The 12,799-nt window shown below is 48.3% G+C and carries 13 protein-coding genes and 1 riboswitch; of the genes, 11 read left to right on the top strand and 2 right to left on the bottom strand.

The genetic code is table 11. From position 1 onward, the window contains the following. Nucleotides 1-41: 41 nt before the first annotated feature. The 11 genes from KI362_RS20160 to KI362_RS20110 all read left to right on the top strand — a co-directional run bounded on the left by KI362_RS20160 (nucleotide 42) and on the right by KI362_RS20110 (nucleotide 10,858). Nucleotides 42-443, top strand: a complete 402-nt coding sequence (locus KI362_RS20160) for a MarR family winged helix-turn-helix transcriptional regulator (protein WP_301629899.1) — start codon at nucleotides 42-44, stop codon at nucleotides 441-443. Nucleotides 444-458: 15 nt separating this feature from the next. Next, a complete protein-coding gene (locus tag KI362_RS20155; RefSeq protein ID WP_301629897.1) occupies nucleotides 459-1,094 on the top strand; it encodes a nitroreductase family protein in 636 nt (211 codons plus the stop codon). A gap of 255 nt (nucleotides 1,095-1,349) precedes the next feature. Next, nucleotides 1,350-1,450: riboswitch (purine riboswitch) on the top strand. 148 nt (nucleotides 1,451-1,598) lie between these two features. After that, on the top strand, nucleotides 1,599-3,002 hold the full coding sequence (locus KI362_RS20150) for an NCS2 family permease (RefSeq protein ID WP_301629895.1): 1,404 nt from the start codon (nucleotides 1,599-1,601) through the stop codon (nucleotides 3,000-3,002). A gap of 209 nt (nucleotides 3,003-3,211) precedes the next feature. Beyond that, on the top strand, nucleotides 3,212-4,213 hold the full coding sequence (locus tag KI362_RS20145) for a succinylglutamate desuccinylase/aspartoacylase domain-containing protein (protein WP_301629893.1): 1,002 nt from the start codon (nucleotides 3,212-3,214) through the stop codon (nucleotides 4,211-4,213). Nucleotides 4,214-4,218: 5 nt separating this feature from the next. Then, on the top strand, nucleotides 4,219-5,754 hold the full coding sequence (locus KI362_RS20140) for an ABC transporter substrate-binding protein (RefSeq protein WP_212940028.1): 1,536 nt from the start codon (nucleotides 4,219-4,221) through the stop codon (nucleotides 5,752-5,754). A gap of 51 nt (nucleotides 5,755-5,805) precedes the next feature. Continuing rightward, nucleotides 5,806-6,723, top strand: a complete 918-nt coding sequence (locus tag KI362_RS20135; RefSeq protein WP_301629890.1) for an ABC transporter permease — start codon at nucleotides 5,806-5,808, stop codon at nucleotides 6,721-6,723. A gap of 19 nt (nucleotides 6,724-6,742) precedes the next feature. Then, nucleotides 6,743-7,579: an ABC transporter permease gene (locus tag KI362_RS20130; protein ID WP_044480110.1), complete on the top strand. Its 837-nt coding sequence runs from the start codon at nucleotides 6,743-6,745 to the stop codon at nucleotides 7,577-7,579. Between the two features lie 12 nt (nucleotides 7,580-7,591). Beyond that, a complete protein-coding gene (locus KI362_RS20125) occupies nucleotides 7,592-8,629 on the top strand; it encodes a hypothetical protein (RefSeq protein WP_301629887.1) in 1,038 nt (345 codons plus the stop codon). Beyond that, on the top strand, nucleotides 8,626-9,459 hold the full coding sequence (locus KI362_RS20120) for an ATP-binding cassette domain-containing protein (RefSeq protein WP_301629885.1): 834 nt from the start codon (nucleotides 8,626-8,628) through the stop codon (nucleotides 9,457-9,459). The genes KI362_RS20125 and KI362_RS20120 overlap by 4 nt, the downstream gene beginning before the upstream one ends. A gap of 51 nt (nucleotides 9,460-9,510) precedes the next feature. Beyond that, nucleotides 9,511-10,293 carry an ABC transporter ATP-binding protein gene (locus KI362_RS20115; protein WP_049894964.1) on the top strand — a complete coding sequence of 261 codons (783 nt, stop codon included), beginning with the start codon at nucleotides 9,511-9,513 and terminating at the stop codon, nucleotides 10,291-10,293. Nucleotides 10,294-10,312: 19 nt separating this feature from the next. Further along, a complete protein-coding gene (locus KI362_RS20110; RefSeq protein ID WP_301629881.1) occupies nucleotides 10,313-10,858 on the top strand; it encodes a carboxymuconolactone decarboxylase family protein in 546 nt (181 codons plus the stop codon). 92 nt (nucleotides 10,859-10,950) lie between these two features. On the opposite strand, the gene KI362_RS20105 is transcribed toward KI362_RS20110, so the two are convergent. Together KI362_RS20105 and KI362_RS20100 are read right to left on the bottom strand one after the other, a co-directional pair. Continuing rightward, complete coding sequence (locus KI362_RS20105) at nucleotides 10,951-11,697, bottom strand: DUF3600 domain-containing protein (RefSeq protein WP_301629878.1); 747 nt, start codon at nucleotides 11,695-11,697, stop codon at nucleotides 10,951-10,953. 2 nt (nucleotides 11,698-11,699) lie between these two features. After that, complete coding sequence (locus KI362_RS20100; protein ID WP_044480106.1) at nucleotides 11,700-12,260, bottom strand: sigma-70 family RNA polymerase sigma factor; 561 nt, start codon at nucleotides 12,258-12,260, stop codon at nucleotides 11,700-11,702. Nucleotides 12,261-12,799: the final 539 nt, after the last annotated feature.

The following is a 12,799-nucleotide window of genomic DNA, read 5'->3' as shown; positions in this document are numbered from 1 at the left end:
ATGAAGGGGTGATTTTAATACTACTGAAGGATATAAGTCACTTGTTTTATCAGATCAAAATTTTGGATCAAAAAATCAATAAGCTGTTCGAGGAACAGGTTGGTTTTAGTCTAACTCGCTATGAGATGCTGATGATTTTGCATGACAAGGCGCCTTGCTTGCAAGGGGAACTGCAGAATCATCTGCAGATTGATCAAGCAGCAATTACAAGGCAGTTGCAGATCCTGGAGGACAAGGGGTATGTTGCGAGGAAGCGCAACCCTGAGAATAATCGCGAAGTGATAGTTGAACCGACCAGTAAGGTCGTTGCAGCTATTGATGAATGTGAAGCAAACTGCAGCCGACAGAGCCTGATGGATATTATTAATCTCTCAAGTGAAGAAGTCGCCCAATTAACGCATTTGCTTGAAAAATTTGAACAAGGCTTAAATCATATTAAATGAAAGAAGGAACCGTACATGTCAGAATTTACAACCAATGATTTTAAAGAAATTGCTTTTGGAAGAAAGTCCGTACGCTTGTATGATGAAAACGTCAAAATAGATCGTAAGGAAATGCTGGAGATGATCTCGGAAGCAACCCTGGCTCCTTCCTCTGTAAACATGCAGCCGTGGCGCTTTGTGGTAATTGAATCCGATGATGCTAAGGCCAAGCTAAGACCCTTAATACGTTTCAATACTCGACAAAATGATACCTCCTCCGCGATGGTGCTCATTTTTGGCGATTTGCGCTGTTATGAAAAAGCGGAAGAAATTTACGATCAAGCTGTAGCTGAAGGGAAAATGCCGCAGGAGGTTCGTGAAAAACAGCTTTCCACGATTGTTCCCTACTATCAGAGCCTTTCCAGACAGCAAATGAATGATATTGTGAAAATTGATTCCAGCCTTGCTGCGATGCAATTTATGCTTGTTGCTCGCGCTCATGGCTATGATACAAATCCGATTGGCGGCTTTGAGGCGGATCGACTGGCTGCGGCCTTTGGTCTGGACCCCGAACGTTATGTTCCGGTCATGATCGTGTCTGTAGGTAAAGCTGCAGAGGCGGGATACTCATCCGTTCGTCTGGCTCCAGAAGTAGTAACGGATTTCAAATAATCAGCCTCCTAACGCAAGTTGAGATTCAACGATCAAGCAGCGGATATCCTTGAACCAAGGGGTGTTCGCTTTTTGTTATCCTCCTGACCTGTGAAATAGAATAAACACTTCCATTCAATGATTTATGAAAAATTACGAACATTGTAATGATTATTCCAATAAATCATTCGTTTTTGCCGTTGACAAATCTGCTCCAAAGGGCCTAGAATGAATCATGTGATAAGTCTGAACGACAGACTTGATCGGAAATTTCGACAAATAACTTAATATGCTTTTCGTATAATTCCGGGAATGGGCCCGGAAGTCTCTACGAGGTCACCGTAAATGATCTGGCTACGAAAGGAAGAAGTGCTGGACAGGGCGATATCAGGAATTGCGTATACCGATTCTTGGAGTTATTCCCGATTCACTTCTTCTGGCTGACACGGTACCCGGGGATAGAATTTGGCCTCGGGCTTTTTGTCGTTCGTTCCGATTCGATATTTAAGGAGGAGTATTGGAATCATGGATCGTTTTTTCAAGCTGAAACAGAATGGTACGAACGTTCGTACAGAAGTTATGGCCGGTATCACTACGTTCATGGCAATGGCTTACATTCTCACAGTCAACCCTAACACGCTTACAGCTTTTGGTCAGATCGAAATGGGCTGGTATTCTGTTTTCCTGGCAACAGCACTCTCGGCTGCTATCTTTACGATCGCTATGGGTCTCTTCATTAACTTCCCGGTAGCCCTTGCTCCAGGTATGGGCCTGAACGCTTATTTTGCTTCTGTTGTACTTTCCTCGGCGGCTACTGATAAACCCTTTACATGGGAAATGGGCTTGACGGCCGTATTTATTTCAGGTCTGATCTTTATCCTGTTGACGTTGACGAAGGTTCGTCAGATGCTTCTGGATGCGATTCCGGATTCCTTGAAACATGCAATTACCGTTGGTATCGGCTTGTTCATCACGATTATCGGGCTGAAGAACAGCGGACTGATGTCCATCGGCGTGGAGGCAGGACAAGATATTCCTGCAAATACATTTACAAGCATGCTCTCGTATGAGACGGTAATTTCCTTGGGAAGCTTCCAGGATACCACCGTACAATTGACTTTGATTGGCCTCGTCCTGATCGGTATTTTGATGGTGCTGAATGTGCGCGGCGCTATTTTGTTCGGGATTTTGGGAACGACTGTCGTTGCCATGCTGATGGGCGCGGTTGACTTCAACTCGGTATCGGCTAGTGAGGCGAAATGGATTCCGGACTTCTCGCAAATTAATTTTATGTCCTTTGACTGGGACGGTGTCTTGCATACAGGTATTATTTCGGTGGTTGCCACCTTTACCTTTGTTGAATTGTTTGATACCTTCGGTACGCTCGTCGGAACGGCTAACCGTGCAGGAATTATGAAGGATCCAGTAGAAGGTAAAAAACGTGTAGGTAAAGCGATGCTGGTTGATGCGGTTGCAGTTACTGGCGGCGCGATGTTGGGGACTTCCACAACAACCGCCTATGTTGAAAGTGCGGCCGGGGTTGCAGAAGGCGGACGTACAGGCTTGACCGCCGTAACGACAGGCGTGTGCTTCTTGCTGGCGCTGTTCCTGGCACCGATTGCGGCCTTGATTCCAGGATCTGCTACCGCTGCTGCTTTGATTATTGTAGGGGTATTGATGATTCAATCCATCAAGGAAATTGACTTCCAGGACATGGTCGTAGCCATTCCGGCATTCCTGACGATCGTAATGATGCCTTTCTCCTATAATATTGCGAACGGGATTTCGATGGGGATTATCTTCTATGTAATTCTTGCCACAGTAGCTAATCTTCGCGGCGGCAAAAACTCGAAATATGAAGTTCACTGGCTGATGTGGGTGCTCTTCGTACTGGTTATTCTCCGTTATGTGTTCGTTGGCGGACATTAATAGGTTAGCTTTACTTTAATGGGATAATTTACAGCCTAATCATTTTACGGCGCATCCAGCATAATATGGATGCGTCGTTTTTTATCGTTTTTTGTAGAAATTTGTTGACAAGATTACTTCAAAGTTTAATAATAAATATTAATTCCTACTTAAATGATAGGATATTGCACCACAGAAATCTCAGATTTTGAATTAAAGAAGGCGGGGCTATGTTCAAGGAAATCAATCTGCATTTCAGGACTTTGGCTGAGGCGCAAGCCGGCCAATCTCTCGATTCGATTGCTGTGATCCATGAGCGGTTCGAGGATCGGGAAGTCACTTTCTTACGTCTGCAAGGCTTGAAGGAAGGTCCGACCGTGTGGCTGCAGGCCGCACTTCATGGCGATGAATACGACGGGATCCTGGCATGCATGCATTTGTTGGAGAAGGTAGATACCGGACTGCTCAGCGGCACAATTGTCATGTGTCCTGTAGCGAATCCCGAGGCTTTCTTGGCCAAGGCGAACGGAAATCCGGCGGATGGGGTTAATATGAACCGGATTTTTGGGAATCCTTCACAGGATAGTTACTCTTATCGCTATGGACGGTGGCTCCTGGGACATATTTTGAGCCAGGCGGATTACTTTATCGATTTGCATGGCGGCGGCCATTATTTGGAGGTTTGTCCGTTCGCGATGGTTGCAAGCAATCGTCCCGAAGCCTTCGAGCGGGCGATGCAGCTGCTTCGGGATGTGGAATTGACGGCAATCTATGAATGCAGCGAGCAAAGCAAAGGCATGTTCATCAATGAGGTATGCCGTCACGGGATTCCGGCCGTGCTTCTGGAAAGCGGCGGCGGCTTAAGCTGGGAGGAAGAGGCCGTGGCACAGCATGTGAAATCTGTGCTGGCTATGCTGGGGCGAGCGTCGATGCTTCCAATGGCCCCCGCGGATCATCCTTCTGAGGCAACCCCCTATTGTGTGAGAGAAATCACCGAGCTTCGGTTCGAGGTCGACGGCTTGCAGCTTGAGCGTGCTTCTGCCGGCCGCATCCTGGATAAGGGAGAGCTTTTGCTGGAACTGGTAAGCTACCCTGAATTTCAGCGCAAGGTGATTGCAAACCCGCTTGATCGGGCATTGGTATTATCCATTCATACTGCGGCTTCTCTGAAAAAAGGCGAATATGCAGTCATGTTAGGAAAAATAGAGAAAAATTACACCTGGAAGGAATGACGGAGATGAAGAGAACCAGATTGTTAGCTTTACTGCTTATTTTGACGATTGTTGCGGCGGGATGCTCTACCGGAACAACCCCAAAGGAGGCTGCACAAGACGGATCTCTGGAGATTACGATTGCCAGAGCCTTTGACGTAAACGGACTGGACCCGGGCTTCCTGACGGAAAATGCCCAGGTCGTTGACAATATTTTTGATACCTTGGTGAAGCGCGATGAAAATGAACAACTGGTGCCCGGATTGGCAACCAGCTGGAGCCAAGTGGATGAGAACACATGGGAATTCAAGCTGCGTGAAAATGTGAAGTTCACAAATGGAGAGCCATTCAATGCTGAAGCGGTAAAATACTCGATTGACCGGGTGTTGAATCCGGACAATAATGCGCCGACTTCCGGATACATTTCTACCATTCAGGAAGTGCAAGTTGTGGATGAGCATACCGTACATGTGATCACGAAGAACCCGGATCCATTGGTGCCTACTCGTTTCAACCGTTACCCGACCGAGATCGTGCCTCCTAAGTATGTTGAAGAGGTGGGTCAGGAGCAATTTGCCCAGAAGCCGATCGGCACCGGTCCCTACAAATTCGTAGAATGGAATAAAGGCAGCAGTGTAGTCCTGGAAGCAAATGCGGACTATTGGAACGGAGAGCCGGAAGTGAAGAAGGTTACCTTCCGTTCGATCCCGGAAGCCTCCACAAGAGTGAGCGCCCTGCTGAATGGTGAAGTTGACCTGATCACCGCCGTATCTCCAGAAGACCGCGAGAAGATTGAAGGCTCCTCCAGTGCCAAGCTTTCTTCAGTAGAAAGAGCAGGGAACACCGTGTATGTCGGATTTAAGACCGATGTGGAGCCATTTAATAATCAGAAGGTAAGACAAGCCTTGAACTATGCGATCGATACTCAATCTATCGTAGATAATGTGCTGCGCGGTGCCGCTGTACAAACCGAAAGCCTGATCGGACCGAAGGACTTTGGCTATGCAGGCGAGTTCGATACTTATGGTTATGATCCTGAGAAAGCCAAGCAGCTTCTGGCCGAAGCAGGATATCCCGACGGATTCTCTGCGACGCTTGATACGGTAAACTGGTACATCAAGAACACGGACGTGGCTCAGGTTATTGCCGAGCAGTTGAAAGCCATTGGCGTCAACATTACCGTTAACAATGTGGAAAGCTCGGTGTACCGTACCCTGGTTCCATCTGGCGAACAAAACAGTATGTATGTTCTTGGCTGGAGCAGCACGAATACGCTGGATGCCGATGCGGCCATCTATGCCATTCTGCATTCGAGTGAGTCATACTCCACCTACAACAATCCTGAAGTGGATGCCAAGCTGGAGGAAGCCAGAGGGACTACGGATGAAGAACGCCGCAAAACACTGTACAAGGAAATTGAAGAAATTGTGCTTGAAGACGCGCCAAGAATTTTCCTTTATCAAGAGAACCAGTACTATGGTGTATCGAACAAGCTGAACTGGGAAGGGCGTATCGATGGTTCGATTCCGGTTGTCACCATCAAGGCAGCCGATAGTCAATAAGGGCGGCATGCCCGATTAACAGCCTGACTGCGGGATGGGAGTGTGTATGGATTGAAACAATATATAGTCAAGCGGTTTCTGCAATCCCTTCTTGCCATACTGGGCGCGGCGACGGTCGTATTTTTCATTATCCGTTTATCCGGTGATCCTGCCCGTCTGATGCTGCCTCCGGAGGCCAGCGAGGATCAGGTTGCTGCTCTAAGGGAAAGCCTGGGGTTCAATCGCCCTTTGCTCGTGCAGTATTTTGATTATCTAAAGGATATGGTGACCGGGAACTTCGGGAATTCGCTGTATTTCAAGGAATCGGCGCTTCAGCTTGTGCTGGAGCGTATGCCGGCAACGATGGATTTGGCTGTATCCGCCATTATCATTGCAGTTGTGGTTGGCATGACGGCCGGTGTAATTTCTGCATATAAAAAGAACACCTTTATTGATTACCTAATCAATATATGGATATTTATCACACAATCTCTGCCTGTTTTTTGGGTAGGGATTGTGTTTATTATGATTTTTGCGAATCAGCTGCATCTCTTTCCTACCTCGGGGAACAATGGCCTGATCTCACTGGTGCTGCCCGCACTGACTCTGGCCGCTTATCCGATCGCTCCGATCGCCCGAACGATGCGCTCCTCCTTGATGGATGTGCTCCAGCAAAGCTACATGGTTACGAACAAGGCGCAAGGCTTCTCCAAACGCCGGATGGTGCTGAAGCGCGGGTTGAAAAATGCGCTGCTGCCGGTAGTTACCGTGATCAGTCTTGAGTTCGGAGTGATGATTGCCGGAGCGGTAGTGACGGAGACGATCTTCTCCTGGCCTGGTGTCGGACAATTGATCATGCAGGCGGTCAGCAATCGGGATTTTCCGCTTGTTCAGGCAAGTATTTTGATCATCAGCATCTTGTACATTTTGATTAGCTTTATTACGGATATGATTTATCTCTGGATTGATCCAAGAATTAAAGTGCAATAAGTAAAGAGAGGAATGACTCATGAAGAAGAGACTCGTACTGCGCGGGAATTGGAAGGGGATCATTAGCAGCGGGCTGCTGGGCATCATTTTCATCGTGACCATATTTGCCCCCTGGTTCTCACCTTATGACCCGTATCAGCAGTCCTTGCAGGATATTCTGATTTCACCATTAAGTCACTACACCTCTCATTCCGGGATCAGCCTGCTGGGAACAGACCAGTTGGGGAGAGATGTGTTAAGCCGCTTGCTGTATGGAGGACAGCTTTCCCTGTGGATGAGTATTGTATCGGTGCTGTTCGCCGGAATCACGGGCAGTGCGATCGGTATTATTGCCGGATATTTCGGAGGCAAAGTGGATGCGGTCATGATGCGGCTGGCAGATATCCAGCTCTCGATTCCGAGTATGCTGCTGGCGATCGTTATGGTGGCGGTGCTGGGTTCAGGGCTTACGAACATCGTAATCGTATTATCCATTACGGGATGGGTCACCTTTGCCCGTGTGGTTCGAAGCCAGGTGCTCTCCTTGAAGGAAATGGAATTTGTTGAAGCGGCCAAAGCGATGGGAGTTCCCAGCATCGTGATTATGTGGCGGCATATTCTGCCGAATACGTGGTTTACCATTCTGACGCAGGCCTCGCTGCAAATGTCGCGGATGATCCTGCTGGCTGCATCGCTCAGCTTCCTCGGTTTGGGTGTGGATGTGTCGACACCGACCTGGGGCGGTATGATCAACGACGGGAAGAGCTACATTGGCTCGGCCTGGTGGCTGTCTACGATTCCCGGTCTGGTCATTGCCTTTGTGATTTTAACCATTAATTTGTTTAGTGACTGGCTGCGGGAGAAGTCGGAAGGATAAGGAGGATGCGGCATGTATCTTGTTACAAGAGCGCAGGTGAGGGCAAGCGGAATCGCCGATGCGTCGGTGGCACAGGAATTGGTGGAACGTACTTTTATTGAAAAAAGAGCGGCCCGGGCAGCATTCGCGCAGGAAGTGTCCATGATCCCACGGCAGTTGGAGTCGGGAGCCTTCTATTCCTTGCCCGGCTACTTAGCTGGTGAACAGGTAGCGGGGATCAAGTGGACAACCCATGTCCCGAAGGCATCCAGACAGGGTTCATATACCAATCCGGTCATTGTCCTTAATGATTTGCAATCGGGGGTGCCTACGGCTTTGGTGGAAGGGCAGTTGATCAGCGGCCTGCGAACGGCGGGGGTATCCTCGACGGCCCTGAAGTATCTGGCAGACGCTGAGGTTCGGTCTGTCTTGATCTGCGGCTCTGGGTTTCAGGCTGCACATCAATTGGCGGGCCTGCTTCCGTTTCTTCCTCAATTGAGGGAGGTCCATTTCTGGAGCCGACATCAGGAGCATGCTCAAGCCATGCACGAGCGGTTTGCCGAGCAATTGAAGCAGCGCAGCATTGCAGGGATACTACATCCAACGCTGCCCGACCGATTGGATTTTGCGCAAATCGTCATGGGGGTAACCTCTGCTGCCGAGCCGTATTTGAAGGCGGAGCATTTTTGTCCCGGCCATTTCTATGTACACATTGGCATGAATGATATTGAGGCTGCAGCCATTCAATCCTTCGATCACATCGTGTGCGATGATTTTCGGGTAGGAGTGAAGACGAGCAGCCAATCGCTGTTCCGGCTGGCCCGGACGGATGCTTCGATCGAGGAAAAGGTGACGCTGCTGGAAACATTGCTTCCGCAGGATAAGGGGGAGCGCGCAGTTGCGATGAGCCCGATCAAGCAGAATAAACAGCAAAAGCTGATGTTCAACGGCTTTGGACTGCCGATCTTCGACCTGGCCCTGGCTGCCGAGGTGCTGCGGCGGCTTCAGCAATCGGGAGAGGCTCATCTGTCCCGGTTTGACTTGTATGGGGAAGAGGTGACGTCAATATGAGCAAGGAGAAGTTGCTTGAAATACAGAATTTGAGCGTCGCATTTACCAAAAACCAAGTGACAACGCCGATATTCTCCAGCTTGTCCTTCGATATTTACCAAGGGGAGACCGTCTGTCTGGTCGGGGAGTCGGGCAGCGGTAAAAGTGTGACAGCTAAAGCGATCATGCAGCTGCTTCCAACCGAAACAGCCAGCTATCCCGAGGGAGAAATTTGGTTCAACGGACGGAATTTGCTGACTCTTCATGAACAGGAAATGGAGCGAATTCGCGGCGATCAGATAGCCATGGTATTCCAGGATGCCCTGAGCGCCTTGAATCCTGTATATACAATAGGAACGCAGATGGTAGATCTGATTCGGCTTCATTCGAAGGAGAAGGTGAGCAAGCGGCAGGCTCTGGAGCAGGCCCAGCAGTTGCTGGAGCAAGTGGATATCCGGCATGCGGACGAGGTCGTGAAGCAGTACCCCTTCCAGCTCTCGGGCGGAATGAGGCAACGGGTGATGATTGCGATGGCGCTCTCTACCCGTCCGCGTCTTTTGATTGCAGATGAACCGACCACGGCATTGGATGTAACCGTACAATCCAATATTCTGAAGCTGATCCGCCAGCTGAAGCAGCAGTACGATATGACCATCATGTTCATTACCCATGACCTTGGCGTAGTGTACGAAATGGCGGATCGCGTGCTCGTACTGAGACAAGGCGAGCTGGTTGAAGCCGGTACTCGGGATGACATCTTTACCCGGCCAAGCCATGCCTATACCAAGCAGTTGCTGAACAGCATGCCTCGTATTTATTATCAGGGGCAGACCCCCGGGGCTAAGCCTTAGCTTCCGGTGAGCACCTGAGATGAAAATGGACACGGAAAGGGGGGAGACAGCATGGAGCAGACCTTATTGGAAGTATCACATTTAAATAAGATCTATAAGAGGAAGGGCGGACCGGATTTCAGCGCCGTTAAAGATGTATCATTCACCCTGGCCCAAGGGGAGACGCTGGGCATCGTCGGGGAGTCGGGAAGCGGCAAGACAACCGTCGCCAAGATGGTAGCCGGGATGCTGCCCGCAACCTCCGGTTCGCTCGTGCTGAACGGGCAGGCCATGGAGAGTCGCCGGAGCAAGGATATGAAACGGAATATCCAGTATATTTTCCAGGACCCTGTGTCCTCGCTAAATCCGCGTCTTAAAATCAAGGATATCCTGGCAGAACCGCTCAAGCTGTATTTCAATCTGCGCGGAGAAGCTCTGAATTCACGCATCAATGAACTGTTGGATGATGTCGGGATTCCGCAATCCTATCGTGACAGGTATCCGAAAGAACTGTCCGGGGGGCAATGTCAACGGATCGGAATTGCGCGGGCGTTAGCTGCAGAGCCTTCGATTATGGTGTGTGACGAGCCTACCTCTGCGCTGGATATGACGATTCAGTCTCAAATTCTGGAGCTGTTGCAGGAATTGCAGCGGAGCCGCGGGTTTTCCTATATTTTTATCGCACATGGCCTTGAAGTTATCTATACGATCTCCAATCGTGTGCTTGTCATGAAGCAGGGGGAGGTCGTGGAGACGGGCGCTACAGCGCAAGTGTTCCATTCACCTGAGCATCCCTATACCCAAACCTTGATTCAGTCGATCCCCAAGATCGAGCTGCCTTACTTCGAATATTAAACAACAGGAGGAATGCAAAATGAGTATCGTACCGTTGCCTAATCTGGAGGAAATGCCGCAAGAAGCCAGAGAGTTTGTCACGAAGCGGCTGGAAGAGAATAAGAGAGTTACAAATATGGTAAAGACGCTTCTATATTCAATGCCGTCTTTCCGTGCAATGGAATTCTATCCGGTGCGGGACGAGTTGGAGAAGATCATCGGCAGCCGGGCTGTTTACTTTTATTGCTATGCAATTTCTACTGAAAATGACTGTCTTGTCTGCTCGACCTACCATGCCAAGCTGCTGAAGGATTTGAATATCGCCTTTGACGAATTTGAGTTTACAGAGGTTGAAAATATTCTGATTGCTTACGGAAGAGGACTCGTGAACGACCCGAACCATATTCCTGATGAGGTGTACGAAGGCTTGAAGAAGCACTTCAGTAATGAGCAGATTGTGCTGATTACGACCGTAGGCTGCAAAATGATCGCGTCCAATACATTTAATTCAGCCCTGAAGGTGGATCTGGATGAATATCTGTATGCCGTGGAATTTGATAAAAAGGTCCTGCCGAGCCATGAGTAACATTACAGCTTTATGACTAGGAATGAGCACAGCACCTCCATTCAGGATAGATGGGGGTGCTGTTTTATAGCTCAGGAGCAGTTGACAGCAGGTCATTCCACCTTATATCCCAATCGCTCCAGATAGCGCATTAATTTTTGTGTTTTAAGCTTGACCTCGGCTTGTTCCTCCTTAGAAATTCGATCCCAGTGCAGGCTTTGATCTGCATCTGTAACGAGCGACTTGTAAGTCCACATGGCTTGGTACAATTCGTTAAACTCCCGGAATTCGTCCTGACTCAATTGTGCCTCGGCTACTTTCAGCGCTTCTTCCCAAAAGAGGACATCATCCATCGAAGAGGCTGAAGCTTGCTTCTCTAACTCGTCAAGCCGCTTTAGGAGAGGCTCCACTTCAGCAGCCAAGGCTTTATAACGCGCCTGATCCTGCTCATTCCATTGCTCTGGATGGACGATTCCATTTTCGTCGGCATAGGTCAGATAGAACTTTCCCAGCTCTTTTAAAATATCCATAAAAGATGAGAATTCAGCCTCACTGAAATACTGTTTGCTGTGAAGCAGTTTTTCTTCTAAGGCCTCATATTGCTGCTGGGTACCCCCGAGCTTGAGCATATTGTCTTGAGAGCCGTAAATGTAATCGGCCAAATAGCTATAGCCTGCATAGACTCCTGTAGGAATCGCTAATAGAGCCGTAATGATTGCGATCATTCCCCACTTCTTCATTCTGTATCCCCTCGGTTCTGTCGCAAGCTTTTGCAGCAAGTGAGGACGAATATGCTGCGGAGCTGTCCAATCCTTCGTATGCTCATGCAAGACTGCCTGCACTTTTTCCTCCAGGTTCATGATTAATCCTCCACCTTTCGTAACGTTGAATTGAACAGCAGATGTTTTTTTCTGAGCTTTGTTAGTCCAGCATGAATGCGGGATTTCACGGTTCCGAGTGGAAGGTTGAGCAGTACGGAAATTTCTTCCTGAGAATATTGGTTGAAATAATGCAAAATAATCACTTGTCTCAATTTGAAAGGAAGCCGGTCTACTTTATGAATCAAGGGCTGATGGGACATTTTGTCTGTCAGCTCAATGGAGAAGTCTGCTTGTATTGCTTTTAAAGTCTGTGCTCGCTCGATCAGCCTCCAATATTTCCATTTTTTTCTGCGGCATGTCTGAACCTGCTTCATTGCGATTCCCATAAGCCAGGCATGAAAAGGACGAGTAGGATTGTATTTGTCTAAAGAGCGATGTGCTTGGAGGTAGGTATCTTGTACGATATCGTCCGTCTCTGATGCATTGCCCATAAGCAATCGAACCGTTTTGTACACATCCTCAACGGTTATTTCGTAAAGTTCACCATAAGCCTCCATGCTACCGGCCTGTGTCTGCTCAATTAATTGCTTAATCTTGTTCATGAATCATTTCCGCCTCCCCCTGTGGCCTTACATGCTATATTCTATATTCGCAAGTTTTAAGAATATCGTTCGATTTTTTTTAGCTGTCACAGAGTATCCTCTAGCTGAACGCGGATTACTCAATTTTATCTGCTTGGCGCTGAGGCTAGCCAACTGAACTATCAAAATCAAGCTGCGAAAGTAGAGTGAATAACGGCGAGTATTCTGAACGGTTGCTACGCGCTACTCATTTAAAGATATCGTATGATGTATCGTAAATATTTATTTTCGAAATACCCTTGCATTTATTTGATAAGGATGCTATATTATAAAAGTTGCCGCTGATGAGGTGGTAACGAAATATGAACCGAAGTTGATCTTTGAAAACTGAACAACGAGTGAGTATTAAATAGATGAATTCCAATCGACCATATGTCGTTTGAGATTCTATCTTGAGAGAATTAATTTTCTCGTCAGTTTTGAAATGAGCAAGTCAAACACTTTATTGGAGAGTTTGATCCTGGCTCAGGACGAACGCTGGCGGCGTGCCTAATACATGC

This window comes from Paenibacillus apis (assembly GCF_018333295.1).
GTDB classification, from domain to species: domain Bacteria; phylum Bacillota; class Bacilli; order Paenibacillales; family Paenibacillaceae; genus Fontibacillus; species Fontibacillus antibioticophila.
Note: the sequence above shows the minus strand (reverse complement) of the source record. Positions and strands in the feature narration are given on the sequence as shown.